23 protein-coding genes are annotated in these 22,442 nt (G+C 60.2%); 5 read left to right on the forward strand and 18 right to left on the reverse strand.

Annotation, left to right across the window (positions count from 1 at the left end; translation table 11 throughout):
• Positions 1 to 57 precede the first annotated feature (57 nt).
• Positions 58 to 2,016 (reverse strand): acetate--CoA ligase, encoded by a 1,959-nt coding sequence (gene acs / locus ACTG4B_RS01380; protein ID WP_439153880.1) that lies wholly within the window; start codon positions 2,014 to 2,016, stop codon positions 58 to 60.
• Between the two features lie 281 nt (positions 2,017 to 2,297).
• Here acs and ACTG4B_RS01385 point away from each other — a divergent pair, with 281 nt between their 5' ends.
• Positions 2,298 to 2,963: a hypothetical protein gene (locus ACTG4B_RS01385; protein ID WP_439153881.1), complete on the forward strand. Its 666-nt coding sequence runs from the start codon at positions 2,298 to 2,300 to the stop codon at positions 2,961 to 2,963.
• Here ACTG4B_RS01385 and ureG read toward each other — a convergent pair.
• The 12 genes from ureG to ACTG4B_RS01445 form a co-directional block, all read right to left on the reverse strand.
• Positions 2,960 to 3,571: an urease accessory protein UreG gene (gene ureG / locus ACTG4B_RS01390; protein ID WP_439153882.1), complete on the reverse strand. Its 612-nt coding sequence runs from the start codon at positions 3,569 to 3,571 to the stop codon at positions 2,960 to 2,962. The genes ACTG4B_RS01385 and ureG overlap by 4 nt on opposite strands.
• A complete protein-coding gene (locus ACTG4B_RS01395) occupies positions 3,571 to 3,975 on the reverse strand; it encodes a DUF3995 domain-containing protein (protein ID WP_439153883.1) in 405 nt (134 codons plus the stop codon). The genes ureG and ACTG4B_RS01395 overlap by 1 nt, the downstream gene beginning before the upstream one ends.
• A gap of 2 nt (positions 3,976 to 3,977) precedes the next feature.
• On the reverse strand, positions 3,978 to 4,655 hold the full coding sequence (locus ACTG4B_RS01400) for an urease accessory protein UreF (protein ID WP_439153884.1): 678 nt from the start codon (positions 4,653 to 4,655) through the stop codon (positions 3,978 to 3,980).
• Positions 4,603 to 5,061: an urease accessory protein UreE gene (locus ACTG4B_RS01405; RefSeq protein WP_439153885.1), complete on the reverse strand. Its 459-nt coding sequence runs from the start codon at positions 5,059 to 5,061 to the stop codon at positions 4,603 to 4,605. Before ACTG4B_RS01405 ends, ACTG4B_RS01400 begins: the two co-directional genes overlap by 53 nt.
• Before the next feature lie 19 nt (positions 5,062 to 5,080).
• Positions 5,081 to 5,308 carry a DUF1127 domain-containing protein gene (locus ACTG4B_RS01410; protein WP_439153886.1) on the reverse strand — a complete coding sequence of 76 codons (228 nt, stop codon included), beginning with the start codon at positions 5,306 to 5,308 and terminating at the stop codon, positions 5,081 to 5,083.
• Positions 5,309 to 5,427: 119 nt separating this feature from the next.
• Positions 5,428 to 7,188, reverse strand: a complete 1,761-nt coding sequence (ureC, locus tag ACTG4B_RS01415) for an urease subunit alpha (protein ID WP_439153887.1) — start codon at positions 7,186 to 7,188, stop codon at positions 5,428 to 5,430.
• Position 7,189: 1 nt separating this feature from the next.
• A complete protein-coding gene (locus ACTG4B_RS01420; protein WP_439153888.1) occupies positions 7,190 to 7,495 on the reverse strand; it encodes an urease subunit beta in 306 nt (101 codons plus the stop codon).
• Between the two features lie 36 nt (positions 7,496 to 7,531).
• Complete coding sequence (locus ACTG4B_RS01425; protein ID WP_439153889.1) at positions 7,532 to 7,834, reverse strand: urease subunit gamma; 303 nt, start codon at positions 7,832 to 7,834, stop codon at positions 7,532 to 7,534.
• Positions 7,835 to 7,837: 3 nt separating this feature from the next.
• Entirely contained in the window at positions 7,838 to 8,536 is a 699-nt protein-coding gene (locus ACTG4B_RS01430; protein WP_439153890.1) for an urease accessory protein UreD, read from the reverse strand.
• 513 nt (positions 8,537 to 9,049) lie between these two features.
• Positions 9,050 to 11,341 carry a glycosyl hydrolase family 28-related protein gene (locus ACTG4B_RS01435; protein WP_439153891.1) on the reverse strand — a complete coding sequence of 764 codons (2,292 nt, stop codon included), beginning with the start codon at positions 11,339 to 11,341 and terminating at the stop codon, positions 9,050 to 9,052.
• 128 nt (positions 11,342 to 11,469) lie between these two features.
• The gene (locus ACTG4B_RS01440) at positions 11,470 to 11,874 is read right to left on the reverse strand and encodes a DUF4864 domain-containing protein (RefSeq protein WP_439153892.1); all 405 of its coding nucleotides are present in this window, start codon (positions 11,872 to 11,874) and stop codon (positions 11,470 to 11,472) included.
• 73 nt (positions 11,875 to 11,947) lie between these two features.
• Positions 11,948 to 13,519 carry a lysine--tRNA ligase gene (locus tag ACTG4B_RS01445; RefSeq protein WP_439153893.1) on the reverse strand — a complete coding sequence of 524 codons (1,572 nt, stop codon included), beginning with the start codon at positions 13,517 to 13,519 and terminating at the stop codon, positions 11,948 to 11,950.
• A gap of 111 nt (positions 13,520 to 13,630) precedes the next feature.
• On the opposite strand from ACTG4B_RS01445, the gene ACTG4B_RS01450 reads away from it, so the two are divergent.
• Entirely contained in the window at positions 13,631 to 14,050 is a 420-nt protein-coding gene (locus ACTG4B_RS01450; protein ID WP_439153894.1) for a tellurite resistance TerB family protein, read from the forward strand.
• A gap of 2 nt (positions 14,051 to 14,052) precedes the next feature.
• On the opposite strand, the gene dacB is transcribed toward ACTG4B_RS01450, so the two are convergent.
• Genes dacB through mgrA form a run of 5 tightly spaced genes read right to left on the reverse strand, consistent with a single transcriptional unit; the run spans position 14,053 to position 19,614 of the window.
• Entirely contained in the window at positions 14,053 to 15,510 is a 1,458-nt protein-coding gene (gene dacB, locus ACTG4B_RS01455) for a D-alanyl-D-alanine carboxypeptidase/D-alanyl-D-alanine endopeptidase (protein WP_439153895.1), read from the reverse strand.
• Positions 15,510 to 16,103: a nicotinate-nucleotide adenylyltransferase gene (locus tag ACTG4B_RS01460; protein WP_439153896.1), complete on the reverse strand. Its 594-nt coding sequence runs from the start codon at positions 16,101 to 16,103 to the stop codon at positions 15,510 to 15,512. The genes dacB and ACTG4B_RS01460 overlap by 1 nt, the downstream gene beginning before the upstream one ends.
• Positions 16,104 to 16,160: 57 nt before the next feature.
• Positions 16,161 to 16,985: a TolB family protein gene (locus ACTG4B_RS01465; protein WP_439153897.1), complete on the reverse strand. Its 825-nt coding sequence runs from the start codon at positions 16,983 to 16,985 to the stop codon at positions 16,161 to 16,163.
• Entirely contained in the window at positions 16,982 to 18,583 is a 1,602-nt protein-coding gene (locus ACTG4B_RS01470) for a glycoside hydrolase family 43 protein (RefSeq protein ID WP_439153898.1), read from the reverse strand. The genes ACTG4B_RS01465 and ACTG4B_RS01470 overlap by 4 nt, the downstream gene beginning before the upstream one ends.
• Positions 18,580 to 19,614 (reverse strand): L-glyceraldehyde 3-phosphate reductase, encoded by a 1,035-nt coding sequence (gene mgrA, locus ACTG4B_RS01475; RefSeq protein WP_439153899.1) that lies wholly within the window; start codon positions 19,612 to 19,614, stop codon positions 18,580 to 18,582. The genes ACTG4B_RS01470 and mgrA overlap by 4 nt, the downstream gene beginning before the upstream one ends.
• A 94-nt stretch (positions 19,615 to 19,708) precedes the next feature.
• Between mgrA and ACTG4B_RS01480 the strand changes: the two genes are divergently transcribed.
• The 3 genes from ACTG4B_RS01480 to ACTG4B_RS01490 are packed head-to-tail and all read left to right on the forward strand — an operon-like array spanning position 19,709 to position 22,425.
• Entirely contained in the window at positions 19,709 to 20,362 is a 654-nt protein-coding gene (locus ACTG4B_RS01480) for a DUF2306 domain-containing protein (protein WP_439153900.1), read from the forward strand.
• A 60-nt stretch (positions 20,363 to 20,422) separates the two neighbouring features.
• The gene (locus tag ACTG4B_RS01485; protein WP_439153901.1) at positions 20,423 to 21,355 is read left to right on the forward strand and encodes an aldo/keto reductase; all 933 of its coding nucleotides are present in this window, start codon (positions 20,423 to 20,425) and stop codon (positions 21,353 to 21,355) included.
• Positions 21,352 to 22,425: an NAD(P)/FAD-dependent oxidoreductase gene (locus ACTG4B_RS01490; protein WP_439153902.1), complete on the forward strand. Its 1,074-nt coding sequence runs from the start codon at positions 21,352 to 21,354 to the stop codon at positions 22,423 to 22,425. The genes ACTG4B_RS01485 and ACTG4B_RS01490 overlap by 4 nt, the downstream gene beginning before the upstream one ends.
• The last annotated feature ends 17 nt before the right edge of the window (positions 22,426 to 22,442 follow it).

Raw genomic sequence — 22,442 nt, forward strand, 5'->3', positions numbered from 1 at the left:
ACATAAAAAAGGCCCGCCGTTTCCGGCAGGCCCTGTTTCATACCCGACGACACATCGTCAGGCCCGGTTCATCCGGTTCGCGATCAGATCTTCGACAACCCCCGGATCGGCCAGCGTCGAGGTGTCGCCCAGCGCGCCATAGTCGTTTTCAGCGATTTTGCGCAGGATACGGCGCATGATCTTGCCCGACCGGGTTTTCGGCAGGCCGGGGGCCCATTGGATCAGGTCGGGTTTGGCAATCGGGCCGATTTCAGAACGGACCCATGTTTCCAATTCCTTGCGCAGCTCCTCTGACGGCTCTTGGCCACCCATCAAGGTCACATAGGCGTAAATCCCCTGTCCCTTGATCGCATGCGGGTATCCAACCACGGCGGCCTCGGCCACGGCGGGATGGGCAACCAATGCGCTTTCGACCTCGGCCGTGCCCATGCGGTGACCCGATACGTTGATGACATCGTCAACACGGCCCGTGATCCAGTAATAGCCGTCCGCATCGCGGCGGCAGCCATCCCCGGTGAAGTAATAGTTCTTGTAGTCCGCAAAATACGTCTTTTCGAAACGGTCATGATCGCCCCAGACGGTGCGCATCTGGCCCGGCCAGCTGTCCTTGATGCATAGCACGCCTTCCGCCTCGGTCGTCGTGATCTCTTCGCCTGTGGTCGGTTCCAGAATGGCGGGCTGGATACCAAAGAACGGCAGCGTCGCCGAACCGGGTTTCGTTGCAATCGCACCCGGCAGCGGGGTCAGCAGGTGACCGCCGGTTTCGGTTTGCCACCAGGTATCGACGATCGGCACGTTCCCCTTGCCGACAACGGTATGATACCAGTTCCAGGCCTCGGGGTTGATCGGTTCGCCAACGGTGCCCAGCACCTTGAGCGATGACAGATCGTATTTTTCAACAAATTCGTCCCCCTGCCCCATCAGCGCACGAATGGCTGTGGGCGCGGTGTAGAACTGGTTGACCTTGTGTTCTTCACAGACCTGCCAGAACCGGCCCGCATCGGGGTAGGTTGGCACGCCTTCAAACATCAGGGTCGTGGCGCCGTTGGCCAGCGGACCATAAACGATATAGCTGTGACCGGTGACCCAGCCCACATCCGCCGTGCACCAGAACACATCATCTTCGTGATAGTCGAACGTGTATTCATGGGTCATCGCTGCATAGACAAGATAACCGCCCGATGTATGCACCACGCCCTTTGGTTTGCCGGTCGAGCCTGAGGTGTAAAGAATGAACAGCGGATCCTCTGCGTTCATTTCCTCGGGGGGGCAATCGGCTGTCACGCCTTCTTCCAATTCGTGCAGCCAGAAATCACGCCCGTCCTGCATGGGAATGTCCCCGCCGGTGCGACGGACGACCAGCATCTTTGTATCGGTCTCGATCTTGGCAAAGGCCTTGTCGGCATTGGTCTTGAGAGGGGTATTCCGACCGCCGCGCGGGGCCTCGTCGGCGGTGATCACCACCTTGGCCTGCGATCCGTCCACACGTGCGGCAAGCGCGTCAGGCGAAAAGCCCGCAAAGACGATCGAATGGATGGCCCCGATCCGCGCACAGGCCAGCATCGCATAGGCGGCCTGCGGAATCATTGGCATATACAGCACGACCCGGTCGCTTTTGCCGACGCCCATCTGCTTGAGGACGTTGGCGAATTTGCAAACCTCGGTGTGCAACTGCCGGTAGGTGATGTGTTCAGACGGCGCATCGGCGCTGTCGGGCTCCCAGATGATCGCGGTTTTGTCGCCACGGGTTTCCAGATGACGGTCAACGCAGTTTGCCGCAACATTCAGCGTGCCGTCCTCATACCACTTGATATGCACCTTGCCGGGGGCGAAACTGGTGTCCTTGACCTTGGTAAAAGGTTTGATCCAGTCGATCCGCTTGCCATGTTCGGCCCAGAATGCCGCAGGATCTGCGATCGACGCGGCATACATTTCTTCATATTTCGCCTTGTCGGCATGCGCGTTTGCCGCAAATTCCGGTGACGGTGGATAGATTGCGGGTGCATGTTCGGTCATGGCGTCTCCCCCCCTGATTGATAATGCATGATATTAGGCGCGGATGTGTCCCGCGGCCTCCTCCAACGCCATCATGAGCAGATTGGACGGGAATCCAACCCGCCCAAATGGTCAGAGACGCGATTTGTCAATCTTAACATCTTCGGCCGCAAAAAATTGCAAATTTATTTACACAGTTCGCATTTGCATGACGTCATCCCGAAACCCGCACTGTCCGGACAGGTCTTAACCAAGCATTAACCATCATGCTGCAAAGTCCCTGAAGAAAATGAAGGGGCATCATGCGCTTGATTGCTGGGTTTTGCTGCCTGATCGCCCTTGCAGGTCCGGTCTTTGGCGGGGCATGGACGCGCGAAAAGGGGCAGTTTTTCATTGCGAATGGCAGCAATCTGTTCCTGTCGGACGGTTCGGAATTGCCGGTGCACTACGATCCGACGGTCTATGTCGAATATGGTTTGACACCGCGTGTCACCTTCGGGCTGGATTATCATACCGCCGACCGGGGCCGCATCCATACCGGATTAGTCTTTGCCAGCATTCCTCTGATTGATACCAAGGGGCGGGATCGGTTCGCCGCCAGCCTCGGCTTTGGTGCAAGGGTGGATCGCCACCATCCGGTGGAAACCCTGGTCCGCGGCGGACTGGCTTGGGGGCGGGGTCTGGACAGCGGCTGGTTATCCGTTGATGCGAGCGCCACCTATGGCACAATCGATACGGCATTCCGCCCCAAGCTGGACCTCTCCTGGGGCTATCACATCGCAGACAACTGGATGGCCAGCGCACAGTTGCAAACCGGCCAGGGCTATAGTGACGACTATTACGCCAAAGTCGCTACGACGGTCGGCTATGCGGTCAATGACCGCTACCAGATCAATATCGGCCTGATCCAAGCCATGACAGGTGATCGAGGGGCTGCACTGAAACTCGAGCTTTGGGCGACTTTCTAAAGGCCGCCAATTTCCCGCAGCAGATCAACCACCCTATCCACACCGTCCCCTTTGCGCAGACTGGCAAAAACCACCGGCAAATCCCCCCGCATTCGGGCCGCATCGCGCGCCATCACGTCAAGCGAGGCCCCGACATAGGGGGCCAGGTCGGTCTTGTTGATGATCAGAATATCCGAACGGGTGATCGCAGGGCCACCCTTGCGGGGAATTTCCTCGCCCGCGGCGACGTCGATGACATAAACCGTCACATCGGCCAGTTCCGGGCTAAAGGTTGCAGACAGGTTGTCGCCGCCACTTTCGATCAGGACCAGCGCCAGATCATCATGCCGCGCGCGCATTTCGGCCACTGCGGCAAGGTTGATCGACGCATCTTCGCGAATTGCAGTATGCGGGCAACCGCCAGTTTCCACGCCCATGACACGGTCCGCAGGCAGGATCTGCATCCGCATCAAGGCGTCGGCATCTTCCTGTGTATAGATGTCGTTGGTAATCACCCCAAGGCTGAATTCATCCTTCAGGGCCCGCGCAAGCGCCGCTGTCAGCGTTGTCTTACCCGCGCCGACAGGCCCGCCGATCCCGACCCGCAACGGTCCATGTGGTGATGACATCATGCGCCTTTCAACTGGATGAATAATAGGCCCGCACCAAGGGCCAGTGAAAGCGGGCCGTAATACCACAGGTCATAAGTGGCAAAGGGTTCCACCGGCGTCATCGTGCGCCAGAACCGGGAATAGGCAATCATCCCGCGCCCCAGAAACACCAGTGCGGCAGGCCATAAAACAAGCGAACGGATTGGCCCGTGAGGAAGCCAAAGTGCAACGACCACCGCAAACAGCCCCGCCGCGACCAGAAAACACGGGATCGGACCAGGCATCCGGGTGACACCCTGTGCGCCAACCGCAGCACGCGCCAACGCCTCTTCGTTGCGGGCCGGCACCCAGATGCCCACCCCCCAAAACGCGTGGATCAACGCAATCACCGTCAGCGGGACTGAAATGAGAATCAACAGCAATGTCATGACCTGAAGATACGCGAATATTGGGCTGCGTGCTGCATCGAAGCGACATCAACTGCGAAAGTCGCTGATCCGATGTCGTCCAGCGTCGCCCGTGCGGCCATTTCCCCCACAGCGGCGCAGACCGATGCCAGCCCTGCCAGCACGCGCTGTCCTTCGGTCTGGCCCAGTGGCATCAGACGTTGCGCCGCCTGCACCAGATTGCTGGCGAAACACTGCAACCAGACCTGCGTTGTCGGCACCACCGGCAGGCCCATCAGCCCCGCCGCACGTCCTACAGCCACAGGATAAGCCATATCGGGCAGGTCCAGCCCCCAGACGGCGCGGGTTGTCACAGCAAAACCCGCACCTTGCTGCAATGTTTCCATCCGCCGTTCGCGCGAGGGGGCAAGGGCGGCGGCAAGATCAGCCACAGGGGCCACATCATCGGCACCATGCGCGGCACACAGCAAAATCGCATCGGACCGCCCGGCGCCATGTTCCAGTACGGCACCCAGCCAATCCGCCAGCATTGCCGCATCTGCCACATCCCCGCGCCCGATGGCCCTTTCCAACCCGTGCGACCACGCAAAGGCCCCGACCGGATAGGCCGGTGACAACCACTGTGTCAGGGTCAGCAGATGATCAGTGTTCATGAGAATGGCTGTGGTCGTGGCCCATGGTGCGGCCATGCCCATAGGCGCCACCTTCGGGGGTGAACGGCCCGTCAAAATCCGTGACGGTCGCACCCAACTGTTCCAGCATCGCGCGCATGACTTTTTCGCGCTGCACGATCAGCGCGCCGGGTTCTACAGCACAGGGCGCATGCCGGTTGCCCACGTGCCAAGCCAGCCGCACAAGATCGCCCGTGACCCGCATCAGCGGTTCATCCGCAGCGCCGACAGCGATCAGGCGGCCGTCGTCCAGAACAAAGACATCGCCCGCATCCAGCGATAGCGTTTGCGGCAGGTCCACCAGAAACGGTTCTCCGGTTTCGGTGACCAGCCGTTTGCGGCGGAGCAGCCGTGCGTCATATGTCAGCGCGACCCGGCCATCTGCCGGGCCATCATGCAATATGCGGTATGCGGTTGGCAGGCCTCCCATCAGGAAACACCGCCGAAAATCAGATGTAGTGAGCGCCCATGATCCGGGCAAGTTCGCCCTGCCGCGTGCGGCCCATGGCCTCCAGTTCGGCATCGGATTTTTCGCTCAGCATGTTCAATTGCTTCAGCTGCGGGCCGGCCTCGGCCATCGCGATCAGATATTCGAAAAATGCCACAAACGGCCGTGCGATCAATGCGCCCAGCATTTCGCGGTTTGAAATCAGTGTGTTGTCTGCTTGATAAGCCATGGAACGCCTCTTTGCTTAGACTGTTCCTCCCTGCCTGCAATGTGCATATTTGGCTCATCGTTCACAACTTCCATTGTTGCCGCAGCGCCTTGCAGCCAGCGCAATGCTGCGGTCATGCATCAAAACAGGAAATACCGCTGCGCCATTGGCAGGCTCTGGGCAGGTTCACAGGTCAACAACTCTCCGTCTGCGCGCACCTCATATGTCTCGGGGTTCACTTCGACGTGCGGCATGGCGTCGTTCAGTTTGAGATCTTTCTTACCGATGTTGCGGGTGTTCTGCACGGCCAGCGTCTGCTTCGCCAGACCAAGGCTGTTGCCGATCCCGGCATCCTGTGCGGCGGCACTGACAAACGTCACGGCGGAATGTTCCACCGATCGGCCATAAGCCCCGAACATGGGACGGGTATAGACCGGCTGCGGCGTCGGGATCGATGCGTTCGGATCACCCATTTGCGCGGCAACAATCGTGCCGCCCATCAGGATCATTTCCGGCTTGACCCCGAAAAATGCAGGGTCCCACAGCACCAGGTCGGCGCGCTTGCCTTCCTCGACCGAACCGACATGCGCGGAAATGCCATGCGCAATCGCAGGGTTGATCGTGTATTTCGCGATATAGCGGCGCACGCGCAGGTTGTCGTTATCGCCTTTTTCGCCAGGCAGCGCGCCCCGCTGGACCTTCATCTTGTGGGCTGTCTGCCATGTGCGGATAATCACCTCTCCGACGCGGCCCATGGCCTGACTGTCGGATGCGATGATCGAAAACGCGCCCATGTCGTGCAGGATATCCTCGGCGGCGATGGTTTCGCGGCGAATGCGGCTTTCGGCAAAGGCCACATCCTCGGGGATGGATTTGTCAAGATGGTGACAGACCATCAGCATATCGAGATGTTCGTCCACTGTGTTGACCGTGAAAGGCCGCGTCGGGTTTGTTGATGACGGGATCACATTGGGCTGGCCGCAGATCTTGATGATATCCGGCGCATGGCCGCCCCCCGCCCCTTCGGTGTGGAAGGCATGGATCGTCCGGCCCTTGAGGGCAGCCACGGTGTTTTCGACAAAACCGGATTCATTCAACGTATCGGTGTGGATCATCACCTGAACGTCCCAGGCATCGGCGACCGAAAGGCAGCAATCGATCGCCGCCGGGGTCGTGCCCCAATCCTCGTGCAGTTTCAGGCAGGATGCCCCTGCCCGCACCTGTTCCTCCAGCGCAGCAGGAAGCGATGCATTGCCCTTGCCCGCAAAGGCAAGGTTCATCGGAAAGGCATCCGCCGCCTGCAACATCCGGCCCAGATGCCAGGGGCCGGGGGTGCATGTGGTGGCCAGCGTGCCATGCGCAGGGCCAGTGCCACCGCCGATCATCGTGGTCAGGCCGGAATGCAAGGCATCCTCGATCTGTTGCGGGCAGATGAAATGGATATGGCTGTCGATGCCGCCAGCAGTCAGGATGCGTCCCTCGCCGGCAATCACCTCTGTTCCCGGTCCGATGATGATATCGACGCCGGGTTGCGTATCGGGGTTGCCGGCCTTGCCGATCTTGACGATGCGCCCGTCCTTGAGACCCACATCCGCCTTGATGATCCCGGTCCAATCGACAAACAGCGCATAGGTGATGACCGTATCAACCGCCCCGCCTGCGCGCGTGATCTGGCTTTGCCCCATGCCGTCACGAATGACCTTGCCACCGCCGAACTTGACCTCTTCACCATAATGAAGCGCATTGGCACCAGTGCCGCCCGTGGCCGCAGCCCCGGCGCTTTCAGCCGTCAGATCACGCTCCACCTCAATAATCAGCTCTGTATCGGCCAAGCGGACGCGGTCGCCCACTGTGGGGCCGAACATGGCGGCATAGTCACGGCGGTTGATCGTTGCTGGCATCCTAAAGCTCCCCCATCACAGCCTGATTGAATCCGAATACCCGGCGCGCGCCCGACAGCGGGATCAGCGAAACCTCGCGCCGCTGGCCGGGTTCAAATCGGACGGCGGTGCCTGCGGCGATATCCAGACGCATGCCGCGCGCCGCATCCCGGTCGAATTTCAACGCACTGTTGGTTTCGGCAAAATGAAAGTGCGATCCGATTTGCACAGGTCTGTCGCCGGTATTTGCGACCTCCAGCACGATAACTTCGGCCCCCGCATTCAGGGTCAGATCACTATCCGCCACGATCAGTTCACCCGGTATCATCGCGCTATCCTCGCTTTGTTCCAAACACTCGAAAAATCAACGGATCGGGTCATGGACCGTCACCAGTTTTGTGCCATCGGGAAAGGTCGCTTCGACCTGCACCTCGTTGATCATCTCGGCGATGCCATCCATGACCTGATCGCGGGTAATGACTTGTGCGCCCGCCTGCATCATATCCGCCACCGACCGGCCATCGCGCGCGCCCTCGACCACGGCATCGGTAATCAGCGCAATCGCTTCGGGGTAATTCAGCCTTACACCGCGCGCCATCCGCTTGCGGGCGACCTCTGCCGCCATGGCGATCAGCAGTTTATCCTTTTCACGGGGGGTCAGTTGCATGGGTTACAATCTCCAGACACGGGGGATGGGTGCGGCTGACAGCGTTTCAATCAGCGGCACCAGGATATGGCGCAGCGCAAAACCATCGGCGGCTAGCAGACGCACCATCAGCAGATCGTTGGCAATCAGGCTGGCGCCACAATTTTCAGGCAGATCAAGGTCGGCAAAACCGGCCGCATTGGGCGCGGCAAGCAAGACCGTCGCCATCGCCCCGGCACCGCCGGCTATGGCGCGGCGGACCAAAAGCGCGTCAGCATCACCGCAGATCCGCACGGCATCGGCATAGACCAGCGCACCGTTCCGGCAGATGCGCCATTGATCGGTGAAATGCAGATCATGCACGACCTCGCCCATGGCGGCCCGGCCAAAAATTATCGGCTCGACCAGCAGCGCGGTCGCATCGGTTGCCAGATGCACGCGCAGGCACCGTTTCAATGCCGCAGCATCGAACAGGATCGTTTCCTGTGGCAGCCAGTCAATCCGCCCGCCCGTTCCGACATCAAGCGTGACTGACATTTCAGCAATCTGGCCCGGCTGGGCACGATAGGCCCTCTCGGCAGCTTGCGACGATATGACGATATGGGCATCGGGTTCGGCAGTCGCCGTGATCTGCATCGCATCGCCACCGGTCAGCCCGCCAGCGGTGTTCAGAAAAACCGCCTGCAACGCATCGCCCCTGACTTTGGGAAACAGGGCTTTCATGGACCCCGCTTGTCGCAAATCCGCGATCACCGTGTTGGGCCCACGCCGCTTTGCGGCAAGCAATAACGCCCCCTCGGCGCGCGGGGATGGCAGCACCGGCAGGGCCGGCGAGAGGGTGGCAAGATAGCTAACGGGTCCAGCTCTCTTCAGGGTGTCGCGCTCGACCCTGTCAACGAACCGCCCCGCTACGCCAGAGCAGCGCCGGATTTCACCGGGCAGACCTGCGCACAGAGGACGCATTGCATATAAATTGTGCGCTTTGCATCATATATGGGCAGATACAGAAACGTCGAAGACACACTTCCGCCGATCGTGAATAGCCCAACATTCCGCTTGGTTTCTGCACTTGGCGAAAAACCAATCGGCGTTCCTGCATGGTATGACCGCCGGCACCTTTGGGAGAAGCGCCAGCCGTTGTACGCCGGCAAACATGCGGGCGTGCAACACTATTTCCTGCATTTGCAGCAAGGGGCTGACCCCAGGGCACCGCAATCTTTGACGCCGTGACGCCGCTTAGATGTCGGGCGTATCCATCCGCACCTGATACCGCACCTGCCCCTTGACCGGCACCCGCCAATTCAGATGGACAGACCGCAGATCAGCCCCCTTTTGCCCTTCGGCCCATGGCGCATCATGCAGGCGTTGACCGGCGGCATCCGTGATCGCACCTTCGGGCATCACCGCATCGACAAACCGCGCACGCCCCCCGAAGGGCAGATAGGTGCCGGTGTCCATGGTCCATGTCAGCGCCTCTGTCACCTGTTCATGGTTCAGAAAGGCCGGATTTTGCACCGGTTCATTGACATTGTGGAACGTGTTTGCAGTGAATTGCAGCCCCCGCGTGCGGCTGAAATCCAGATCGGCAAATGTGGTATCCACATGTTCCACCCGGTCAATCCGGCCGTTGGTGGACCGAAACACATTTCCCACCACCGCAAACCCATTGATGTAGTGGTTCGGCCCATACGGTTTGATCACGATGAAATTCACCCAATCAGCCACATCACTGGTGGTGAATATGTTCCCGGTAATGGTCAGCCCGCCAAAGGAAAATTGCTGGCCCAATGCAGGTTCGCTGGCATGTTCATTGGTCCATTCAATAAAGTTGTTGTCACAGTAATTTCCGGTGAAAATGCTTTTGGGGTTGGGTGAAGTTATGACAACACCCCCCATGCGGACGCCGTTCACCTCGTCGTCACCATGGAACCAGTGATTGCCCGTGATCAGGTTGGCGTTGCCTGCCAGAACGCAAAAATGCCTGAACCGGCTTGTGCGATTATCGCGGATTTTCACGTCATTGGCGTTGGTATTCAAACCGATACTGACGCGTGCGGTCACCGGCACCGCCTGTTCACCCGAAATCAGCTGACAGCGGTCAACCATCATCCCCTGACACCCCCACCCCGGCGAGGTGATACCGCGATCCTTGGGCTTGTTGATAAAGCAGTCGCGCACATGAAAGGTGAGCCCTTCGGGGGCCATCATGATCCCGCTGGCGGTGTTACTGCCCTGAAACTCGATATCGTCCAGCACGAACTGGCTTAGTTTTTCAAAACCGGAAAAATCCAGCAGGTATTTGAACCGGGCAAAGGTAAAAACCTGTGTTCCTTCCGCATCATAGAGTGGCTGGCTCAGTTCCAGTGTCTGCGCAGGGATATTGACCGACTTGACGTAAACCTCGCGGCCCACACCGTTGCCCTGCACCAATGACCCCACGGGAATGTTGGCGATATCCACCACATTGGTCAGCACCTTGTCATCGGACACCGCATAGGTGGCCTGCGATGTCACAATGGTGGTATCCCACGCCGCGCCGTCGATGGGCTGAAACTGGCCGTTACGGATCACGCGCCGGGTTTCGAACCGGGCACGCGTCGGATCGCAGGCCTGCATGTCCAGGGGTGCGCTGAGCGCGATCCTTCGCCCCATCAGGTCCAGCGATTCATGATCCGAAAAATTTATGAGGGCCTGAAATGCCTTTTTAAAAGCAACCTCTTCGTTCTTGAAGGCATCAAGATAGGTGTCATAGTTATAATCGCGTTGCAGGATAAAGCGGTGTTCGGGGGCCTGCACGATCATCCCCTCAAAGCGGACGCGGTTTTCCATCGTGACACTGTTTTCCAGCAGATAGCTGCCTGCCGGCACCATGACAGTCCGCCCACCGGCCGCCGCATCAGCCGCCTCAAAAGCGGCGGAATCGTCGGTGATGCCATCGCCCTTGGCGCCGTAATCCCGCACATCGACCAGCGCGATCAGGTCGCGGGTGAACACCGATGTGACATCTTCGATCACGATATCATCGACCCGGACAACGCCGCCCGTCGGGCCGGTCAGATCAATCCCCAAGTGCCCGTAATTGGCGCCCGTCCAAAGCAGGTCAACGCCCGTCCGGTCACCCGTGCCGATGATCGCGCGCACCTCGACCACCGCACCATAGGTGGTCAGCTGCACCGATGGCCCGGCTTCGGGCAGGCCGGTCGCAGGCACGCCACCCGCCAGCCCTGCCCAACCCGAAATCCGCACAGCCGGCAGCGGACCTGACACTGCCTTGACGCGGGCCGTGACCTGCAAATAACAGCCCGGCAGGATCGGCGTTTCGCCCATGTAGCGCACACGCGCCACCGGATCGAGTTTGAGCACCTCAAGGCACCCTGCAAAATCGGCATCGGCAGCGACGAAAACGCCAGACCCGCTGATCGCATAGGTATCTGACCCCGGCGTGCCATCCCCGCTGGACCACACCCCCAATCCCGCGGCAAAGGCCAATGGGTTGAAAACTATCCCGTCTGTAATCGCCTTGTTCATGCATACACCCCTTTGGCAGCCAGATACGTTGCTGGCAAAAGAGGTATGACAAAAGGTTGAATTCAGCCTGACAGCACCGTCACGGTGGTCGGCGCAACACGCGGGTCAGCTTTCCATGCAGCCTGTGATCAGGCCCCGACGTCGGGTGGGGGCAGCAGTTGCACGCCATTGATCTGCCAACCGCGTTCGGTTTCAACCATTTGGTAATCCAGCATATGCAGGCCACCGTTGGCATCGCGGATCATGACCTTTTGCCACAGGTTTCCCGCGATCTCGCGCAGTTCCAGATAGCGCACCTCTGAATTATCCCAAACCATAGGATACCCGCGCTGCACCATCATGCCAAAGTTTCCCGGGTCACCGAACAGCCGCTGAATGTTGGGGCTGGCATACGTCCAGGCTTGTGCGACATCACGGTCGCTGAATGCCTCCAACTGGCTGCCGATCACATCTTCGATGGCCTGGGTATCCTGCGCAACCGCTGGCATGACCGTCAGGAAAAGCCCGAAAACCACCGCAAAAATCCGTCCCATTTCGCTGTCTCCCATGTCTGTTGTAATTCAGATACGTGGGAAACAGCGGAACAGTTTCATTTCTTTTGCGCGCCTAGTCCGCGCTGGCCAGCCGTTCATTGATCAGGGCGATGGTCTCATCGACCCCGTATAGCGCGATGAACCCGCCGAAACGCGGACCTTGGGATGCACCCAACAGCACCTCGTAAAGGGCGGTAAACCAGTTGCGCAGCGGCTCGAACCCGTGGTCCTTGCCGACAGCAAAGACCATCGTCTGCAAAGCCTCGGCATCCAGACCGCCATCCCAGACCCGCAACCGTGCGGCCAGATCGACCATCGCGGCGCGTTCCTGATCGCTGGGCGCGCGGAACACCTTGGTCGGTTTCACAAAGTCGTTGTAATATCGCACCGCGAACCCTGCCGCCTGATCCATCTGCGGGTTGGCATCCGGCGATGCGTGCGGCGCATACCGCTGGATAAAGCCCCACAGCGTTTGCTTGTCCTCGGCCCCGGAAACAGAGGCAAGGTTCAACAGCATCGCAAACGGCACAACCATATCGGACTGCGGCACATCGTGGCCGTGAATGTGAAACACCGGATTGTTCAGTCGCCCCGCGACATCCTGATCAGGATAGGCGCGCAACTGTTGGTGATATTCATCCACCGCCTTGGGGATCACGTCAAAATGCATCCGCTTGGCTGTCTTGGGTTTCAGATACATGAAATATGACAGGCTCTCGGTGGATGCATAGGTCAGCCATTCGTCGATCGTCAGCCCGTTGCCGGATGTCTTGGAAATCTTGCGCCCGTCAGCATCAAGAAACAGTTCATAAGTGAAATGCTCCGGCGGACGCCCGCCCAACACGCGGCAGATGCCATCATAGATCGGCGTGTTCGTCGCATGATCCTTGCCATACATTTCGAAATCGACACCCAGTGCCGCCCAGCGCGCACCGAAATCAGGCTTCCATTGCAGCTTGCAGTTTCCACCTGTCACAGGAACCGTGACCTCTGTGCCGTCCACGTCGTCAAAGGTGATCATGCCATCCTTGGTCACCTGTTTCATCGGCACATAAAGAACCTGCCCCGTTGTCGGGCTGAGCGGCAGAAAGATCGAATATGTCTGCTGGCGTTCCTCGCGCAGGGATTTCAGCATGATCGCCATCAGCTCGTCGTATTTTTCCGCCGCTTTCAGCAGAATCGCATCCATCTTGCCGGAACGGTAGTATTCGGTAGAGGACGCGAATTCATATTCGAACCCGAAGGTATCCAGAAAATTGTTTAACCGCGCGTTCATATGGTCACCAAAACTGCCGTGCGTGCCAAACGGATCAGGCACCGATGTCAGCGGTTTTTGCATGTATGGCACCAGTGCGGCCGGGTCAGGCACATTGCCGGGGATCTTGCGCATCCCGTCCATATCGTCGGAAAAACACAGCAACTTCGTCGGGATATCCGAAATCACCTCGAACGCGCGGCGCACCATCGTGGTGCGGCTCACCTCTCCAAAGGTGCCGATATGGGGCAGGCCGGACGGGCCATAGCCGGTTTCGAACAGCACATAACCCTTTTCGGGGTCTTTCTTTTCATACCGTTTGAGCACACGGCGCGCCTCTTCAAAAGGCCATGCCTTGGACGTCATCGCAGCGTCACGCAGTTTGCTCATCTTGCTTCTCATCTTCCCATCGGGCACCCCAATGGCACCCGCATCGCGCACTCCCTATTGCGGCAGCGGCAAGGCGTCAATAAATGGGGGATGCAAACCAAAGGATAAAAAATGACCGAAGACGCCCCGATGACCGCGCAGGATGCGCTTTGCGCGCTGATGATCGCCGTTTCGGCCTCTGACGAACAGATCCGCACCTCGGAACTGGTCAAGATGAGCAACGCCATCAACAACCTGCCGATTTTCGCCGGATATGACGCAGAACGCCTGCCGCGCATTTCGCAGATGGTGTTCGATCTGCTGGAACAGGAAGACGGGCTGGAGGCATTGTTCGGCCTGATCCGTGCGACATTGCCGGAACGGCTCTATGAAACGGCCTATGCCCTGTCGTGCGATGTGGCCGCCGCCGATGGCCGGATCGAAGGATCAGAAGCGCGCATGTTGGAAGAAGTCAGGGACGAATTGGACCTGGACCGCCTGCATGCCGCCGCCATCGAACGCGGCGCGCGCGCCCGGCACATGACGCTTTAGCATCAGCCTGTCGCCCAATATTGCAATAACTGCTGTTGCAGCCGCTTGGCCCGTGTGTTCCAGGCGCGCGCGCCTGGCGGGATTTCCGCGCCGCTGCGCTTGCCTGCTTCACGCGCGGGAATATCCGCGCTGAAAAACGCAAACGTAAGATCGCGACCATCATCGCGCCCCAGATAGCCCGCAAGGCTGGCAACAAAATTAAGCGTGCCCGTTTTGGCACGCGTTTCTGCCCGTGGGTCGGACAGCGCGCGACCCTTTGCATCAACCATCGGGATCGTCCGCAGCAGCGGGGACAACATCGGCCTTATCCCGTCGGCGTTCAGCAGGCCGACCATCTCGGCCACGCTCAGGCGGGATGTGTCGCCCAACCCCGAATGGTCCGCGAAAAATGGCGCGCCACCTGTCCGCACCTGTGCCCAGCGTGCCATGTCCATAGCAGAACTGCGCAAACCCCGCATTTGCCCGGTCAGCGCCTTTGTGGCACTCAGGCCCATGGCCTCGGCTGTGATATTGGTCGAATAACGCAGCATGCCTTGTATCATTTCGGACAGCGGCGCGCTTTGGAATGCTGCCAGAACGGTGCCTTGCGGTGTCGTTTCTGTCTTGCGCGGATACTTCAGAACGATCCCATGGGACCGGGCAAAGGTTGCAACGACTTCACCCGCATACAGCGCAGGATGCCGCACCGGCAGCCAGCGAGACCCTTCGCCCTGTAACGCAGCACGCGCCACGGTCCATTCATCCACACCCTGTCCTGCGCGGTAGGTGAACACGGGAAACTGTCGGTCTGTGATCTGCACCCTTGCAGTTTTTACGACAGGCCGGAAATTTTCACTGCGGGCGTCCAGCGCCGTGCTGATGTCCGCACCCTGCTGTTTCCACTCGAAATGAACGCGGTTGAAATTCAGGTTCAGACCCCCGACAGACGGATTATACCCCACATGGTCCAGTTGGGTTCCGTCAATTTCAGCCAGATTGACCAGTGCCTTGTCCCAGACAAGGAAATCGCCACGCACTTCTTTCAGCCCGCTGTCTTTCAACCGACTGGCCAGCACGGCCAGATCGTCGGTCTGCAAATTCGGGTCACCGCCCCCGGCAAGGATCAAATTACCATCTAAAATGCCGTTCTTTATTTCCCCGTCAGCAATAAAACGTGTTTCAAACTGATGCCCTGCACCCAATGCCGTCATCGCATAACAGGCCGTCACGGCCTTGGTCACGCTTGCAGGCGGCAGCAACCTGTCGGGCGCGAAGTGGTCAAGCACTTCGCCGGTTACCGCATCCGCGATGACAAAGCCGATCTGGCCGGTCAAACCTGACGCCGCGATGATTTGCGCTGACGGATTTGCCAGGGAACCGTGCGCGCGTGGCCGCATTGATGTCAGCGGCGCATCAGCCCGGGTGCCCGTGGCCAGCGCCGCCCCCATCCCCGTCAGCATCGCGCGTCTTGAAAAACGCATCACCATCCTCCTTGTGCCCGGATCGCCGATGACGACTGTCCTGACATCGGCAGGTTGATGAAACACCAGCCCGGCGGCGCAACCTGCCCCAGAACATGGCTTGCCCGGCCGGGCAGGCGGGCCGCGCGATAGATCCTTGCAGCCTTGGACAGCCGGGCCGCCATCCGTTCGTCAGGGCGGGCGATGACACCGACCGGCACATGGTCCATGATCCAGCGCCAGTCCTGCCAGCGGTGAAACTGCGCCAGATTGTCCGCACCCATCAGCCAGACGAACCGGACGCCGGGGTGCCGGCGGCGCAGCGCCACCAGCGTTTGCGCCGTATAACGTGTGCCAAGGTGCGCCTCGATATCCGTGACGGTGACGCGGGGATGTTCCATCAGTGCACGCGCCGCACGCATCCGGTGCGCCAGCGGCGCAGGGCCGCTTTGTTTTAGCGGGTTGCCGGGGCTGACCAGCCACCAGACGTGATCCAGCCCGAACCGCTTCAGCGCCTCTTTGGTGATATGCACATGGCCTGCGTGCGGCGGATCGAACGACCCGCCCAAAAGGCCAATGACCTGCCCTGATTTTGCAACTGGCAATCTGTGCACAATAGTTCCTTTTCACCCCACAGGCAAAAAGCCGACAGATCGCGGAAAAGTAAACCCCTAGGTCACAAACCGCACAAAGGCAAAGCAGCGACCATCAGGCGACCAGCAGGGCACATTGATCGTGCCCTGCCCGCCATGCAGGCGGGTCAGGGTGCGCGCCGCGCCACCCGTCGCAGGCATCAGGCACAGCGCCACATCCAGACCGGCAGGATGCCCCGCAGTGCCCGCGGGATAGGCCAGATACAAGACATCCCCCCCGTCAGGCGAAGGATGCGGGAACCAGTTGACCAGATCATCTTTGGTCATCTGTTGCAGGTCGGACCCATCCGGCCTGATCCGCCACAGGTCAACCGCGCCGTCGCGTTCCCCGTTAAACCATATCCACGCGCCATCCGGTGTGTAATCGGGCCCGTCCACATGATCAAAGGCATCGGTCAGGCAGCTCTCTGTGCCGCCATCCACAGGGCAGGTCAGCAACACGAACCGCCCGTCACGCCGCCCGACATACGCGATCGTCTGCCCGTCCGGCGACCAGCCATGCCAATAGGATGGCACCGCATCGGTCACAGGTTGCGGCACACCGCCCGCGATGGGCAGCGTATAGATGCAACTGCCATCCGTCCGGCTGCTGTCGCTGATCACCAGCCGCGTGCCATCCGGCGATATCCCGTGATCGTTGTTGCAGGCCACGGCAAAGCCCGTGTCGATCGGCACAAGCACCGGCGCATCCAGCGGCACGCGGTATAGCCGCCCGCCACCGTTGACTACCAGATAGCCTTCGGGGTGCCAGTTCGGTGCCTCGATATGGCCCGGATGATCCAGAACGATCGTGACCGCGCCATCTGCAATGTCAAAGATGCAAAGCTGGCTGTGCAAGGTCACGCTTGATCCCCCACCCCCGGCAGGTAATCGAACCGCGCAAAGCGCGCCTCTTTCCCTTGCCCCGTGATGTCAAAGGCCACCATCCCGACAAAGGCGCCGGTGAATGACCCATGTTCACCCCGCCCGCCTTCGTCGGAAATGACCGATGCGTCCAGCTGCGGGCCAAACGCCACCCAGTCACCGCCCTGCGCATACCAGAACTGCTGCACCGGCCCGTCCACCGTGACGCGCAGCGTGACAGGCCCATCCGCCAACGGCACCGGCGCGGTGGGAAAGGTCAGCACGCCATCTGGCCAATCGCCGGCGCAAGACATCAGCATCAGCGCGCGGCCAATGTCCGGCTCGTCGCTGATCAGGGCGGCATGAAACTTGTGCCGGTTATAGTATGTCGTCAGCCCTGCGGCCTGCTGATAGGTCTGGGGCGCGAAATCCAGCGTGGTCACTGCCGTATAGGCGTGATGTTCCTGCCTGCGCGCGACCAGCGCCTGTTCAAACCAACTCCCGATGCTTTCGCGCCCGATCAGGACCAGCGCGTCATCCGCCTGCCGGAAAATCCGGTCCGGCTCTGGCGTGCGCAGCCACTGAAATTCCGGCGGCAGCACACCACCCAACTGCCGCCGCACAGGTGCGACAGGACGCGGCGTAGCCGCAACAAGCGGCGTGACCACTTGCGGAGGCACCAGCCCGCCGTCTTTCAGATACAGCCAATCATTGCGCCAAACCAGCTCGGCTATGCCCGTTTCGCGGCCCAACGCGCAGAAAGGGCCATGCGGCCCCTGCACCGGACGCCCCATCAGGAATGTGTGATAGTGCCCACCCCAATGGGTTTCGACATATTGCCCGTGGCCGGTGCGCTGGATCGGGCCGTCTGTGCCGGCGGTGCAAATGACATGCAGGTCCGGATGGTTTTCATATGGCCCCCAGATGTCGCGGGACCGGGCCAAAGACGCCGCATGGTCATAGCCAGTCCCGCCCTCGGCTGTCGTCAGGTAATAATATCCATTGCGCTTGAAGACATGCGGTGCCTCGGTCAGGCCGCGCGGTGTGCCCGCGTAAATGTTGCGCACGGGGCCGAACAGCCCGTCTTCTGGCGACCATTCCTGCAATAATATCCCGTCAAACGACGCATGCGCGGGGTTGCCGCCGGTGCCGGGGCCGCGATGGTTCCATTGCATGTTCATGAAATATTTGCGCCCGTCGTCATCATGAAACAGCGACGGATCGAAACCGGAACTGTTCACATACCACGGATCCGACCATTCCCCGTCGATCGTATCACTGGTGGTGATGTAATTATGCGCATCCTTGAACGCGCCATCCAGCCGTTTGACATCGGTATAGACCAGCCAGAACGTGCCATCGGCGTGTGACAGGCAGGGCGCCCAGATCCCGCAACTGTCAGGATTGCCCCGCATATCCAGTAGTGCGGCGCGGTTCAGCGGGCGCGCGACCAGATCCCAGTTCACCAGATCGCGGGAATGGTAAATCTGCACGCCCGGATACCACTCGAACGTGGACACGGCGATATAGTAATCCTGCCCAACCCGGCAAAAAGACGGATCGGCATTGAAACCGGGCAGGATCGGGTTGCGGATCATGCATCAAGCTCGGCTGACTGCGCCCAAAGGTTGATCTGTTCTTCATCTGCGTATTCGTCGATCAGGGTCAGTTCGTCGGCGGTAAACGCCAGATTGCCGATCGCGCCCGCGCAATCCACGACTTGCGACGGTCGTGATGCGCCGATCAGGGCGGTGGTGATCCCGCCATCGCGCAGCACCCATGCAATCGCCATTTGTGCCAGCGTCTGCCCGCGGCTTTCGGCCAGGTCGTTCAGCTTGCGGATATTGGCAATCGCCCGATCCGTCAGCATCGACGGGAACAGCGATTTATCCTGTGCCGCACGGCTGTCATCGGGAATGCCGCCCAGATATTTCCCTGTCAGCATCCCCTGGGCCAGCGGCGTAAAGGCGATCGATCCGATACCCAGTTCGATCAGCGTCTGTTTCAGCCCGTCGCGTTCGACCCAGCGGTTCAGCATGTTATAGCTGGGCTGGTGGATCAGACAGGGCGTGCCCAGATCCCGCAGGATCGCCACCGCCTCGCGGGTGCGTTCGGAATTATACGATGAAATCCCCGCATAAAGAGCGCGCCCCGACCGCACGATGTAATCCAGCGCGCCCATCGTTTCCTCTAGCGGGGTGTCAGGATCAAAGCGGTGCGAATAAAAGATATCGACATAATCCAGCCCCATCCGTTTGAGTGACTGGTCGCAAGACGCCACCAGATATTTGCGGCTGCCCCATTCACCATAAGGGCCCGGCCACATGCCGTAACCGGCCTTGGAGCTGATGATCAGTTCGTCCCGGTAACCTTTGAAATCTGTTTTCAGAATGGACCCGAATGCCTCTTCGGCCGACCCCGGCGGCGGGCCATAGTTATTCGCCAGATCGAAATGCGTGATGCCGTGATCAAAGGCCGCCTGACAGATCGCGCGCTTTGTGTCATGGGGGGTGTCGTGGCCAAAGTTGTGCCACAGGCCCAGCGACACGGCGGGCAGTTGCACACCTGACGCGCCGCAGCGGCGATAAACCATTTTTTCATAGCGATCTTCGGCTGGCACATAGGTCATCGGTCATTCTCCTATAACGATTTCGTAAAATCCATCACGCGGGCTGTGTGATGTCAACCTTGCGCAACCCCGACCGGCCCCTATCATCGTTGCCATGAGACGTCTTTACATGCAAACGACCGGGTTGCTGCTGGTTATGCTGCTGGCTTTGCCATTCGTATTCTATGCCGCGCAGTTCGGGCAGGCCGGTCTTCGCGCGACACTGGCCGAACCGCATTATCTGTTTTCCGCGAACATACCGGCCAATCACAGCGTGTTTTCACATATGATCGCGGGTGCGCTGGTGACATTGCTGGTGCCCCTGCAACTGATCGGGGCACTGCGCCGTCGCGCACCGCGCTTGCATCGCTGGTCGGGGCGGCTGATCGTGTCGGGCGCGATCATCGCGGCCAGCGGCGGGCTGATCTATATAGCCCTGCGTGGCACCATCGGCGGGGCGACAATGAATGCGGGTTTTACGCTTTATGGCGGCCTGATGCTGTTGGCGGCCACGCAAACCATCCGGCACGCCCGCGCCGGGCGTATCACGCAGCATAACGCCTGGGCGCTGCGGCTGTTCTGGCTGGTGCTGGGGTCATGGCTATACCGGGTGCATTACGGGCTGTGGTATCTGACGACGGATGGGCTTTGGTCCAACCCCGACTTTACCGGCGGCTTTGATCTGGTGCAGAATTTTGCGTTCTTCCTGCCCTATCTGATCGGCCTGGAAATCTATCTGTGGCGGCGGCGGCAACCTGCCGCGCCCTGACCGCCCGTTTCAGGCAAAACCCATCTTTTCATTACGCAAGTCGCGTGCCAATGTCCCGCCATGACACAGTTGACCACACGCAATAACGCGCCCGTTTCCCGGCTGATTTTCGGCACAATGCAGTTCGGTGGCAAGGCCGATGCGGGCGAAAGCCGCGCCATGTTCGATGCCGCCCTTGCCGCAGGCATCACCCATTTCGATACCGCTGTTGGCTATACGAACGGGGCATCTGAAACCCTGCTGGGCAGTTTCATCAAACAGGACCGCGACGCCCTCTATCTGGCGACCAAGGTCGGCTATACCGGTGGCGCAGGGCGCGCGAATATCATCGCGCATTTCGACAAATGCCGCAGGCAGCTTGATCAGGACGCGGTTGACCTGCTTTACATGCACCGTTTTGATCCCGACACCCCGTTGGAAGAAACATTCAGTGCGCTGGCTGAATTGCAGCAAACGGGTGCCATCCGGCATATCGGCGTGTCCAACTATGCCGCGTGGCAGGTCATGAAGGCGCAGGCCGTGGCAAAATCGCTGGGCACGAAAATCGATGTGATCCAGCCCATGTACAGCCTTGTGAAACGGCAGTCCGAGGTCGAGATTTTCCCGATGGCCGTGGATCAGGATATCGCCATCGCACCCTATTCACCGCTGGGGGGCGGGTTGCTGACAGGCAAATACACCGGTGGCGGCACCGGGCGGCTGACGGATGATCCACGCTATCGCGCCCGCTACGGGCAGGACTGGATGCACCAGACCGCCGCTGCGCTGTCCAATCTGGCGGCAGAATTGGGCACCAACCCCGCGACGCTGGCCGTTGCATGGGTCAAGAGCCATGCAGCGCAGCCCGCCCCCATCATTTCGGCCCGGTCGGTGGCGCAGTTGCAGCCGTCACTGGCAGCGATCGATTTCACGATGACGCCTGCGCTTTATGACCGGATCACCGCGCTTTCGCCCACGCCAGCACCGGCGACCGACCGGCTGGAGGAAGCATGATCGACTTTCTGATCATCGGCGGCGGCATCGGTGGCGTGTCCGCCGCCGCGCGCCTGTCGGGACTGGGCAGCGTCACCCTGCTGGAAGGCGAGGATGCGTTGGCCTATCACGCATCCGGCCGGTCCGCCGCCCTGTTCGAGGAAAGCTATGGCAAGCCATCCACCGTGGCCCTGAACGCCGCGAGCCTTGATTTTCATCGCACTGCCGATGTGCTCTCCCCACGGGGGTTGATGCTGGTCGGAACCGCCGATGCCGCCGCTGCGTTCGAGACCGACAGGACGCATATGAAACTGCCCGAAATCACAGTCGCGCAGGCGCGCGCGATGATCCCCGTCCTTGACCCCGCTGTCGTGGATCGCGCCGCTTATCACCCCGACGCATGGGATATCGACACCGACAAACTGGTCCAGACCTTTGCCCGCACTGCGCGCGCGAACGGCGGCACCATCGTGACCAAGGCACAGGTCACTGGCATCACACGCACCGCAGCAGGCTGGGACGTCACGACCAGGGACGCGACCTATCAGGCGCGCACGCTGGTGAATGCAGCAGGCGCATGGGTCGATGTGATCGCGCAGATGGCCGGTGTCACGCCCCTGGGGGTCACGCCATTGCGCCGGTCCATGGCCCGCATTCCCGCCCCGGGCGGCCATGATGTGTCGGGCTGGCCCATGATCTTTGGCCCCGGCGAGGACTGGTATGCCAAACCCGATGCAGGCGCACTGATCATATCCCCCGCCGAGGAAGACCCAGTAGAGCCCCACGACGCCTTTACCGACGACATGGTCCTGGCCGAAGGCCTGGCCCGCTACGAGGCGCATGTCACCGAGCCTGTGACACGCTTGCTGTCGTCATGGGCCGGGCTGCGCACTTTCGCGCCCGATCGCACGCTGGTCCTGGGCCCCGCGAATGATGACCCGCAGTTCATCTGGTGCGCGGGGCAAGGCGGCTATGGCATGCAATCCAGCCCTGCGGCAAGCCAGTTGCTGGCCGACCTGATCAGTGGCAAGCCATCCATATTATCGGCAGATACAATTAAATCACTGTCGCCCGCGCGGTTTCAATCCTGAGGCAAAACGCCCCTTTC

The organism is Yoonia sp. (assembly GCF_965660735.1).
Lineage (GTDB): Bacteria > Pseudomonadota > Alphaproteobacteria > Rhodobacterales > Rhodobacteraceae > Yoonia.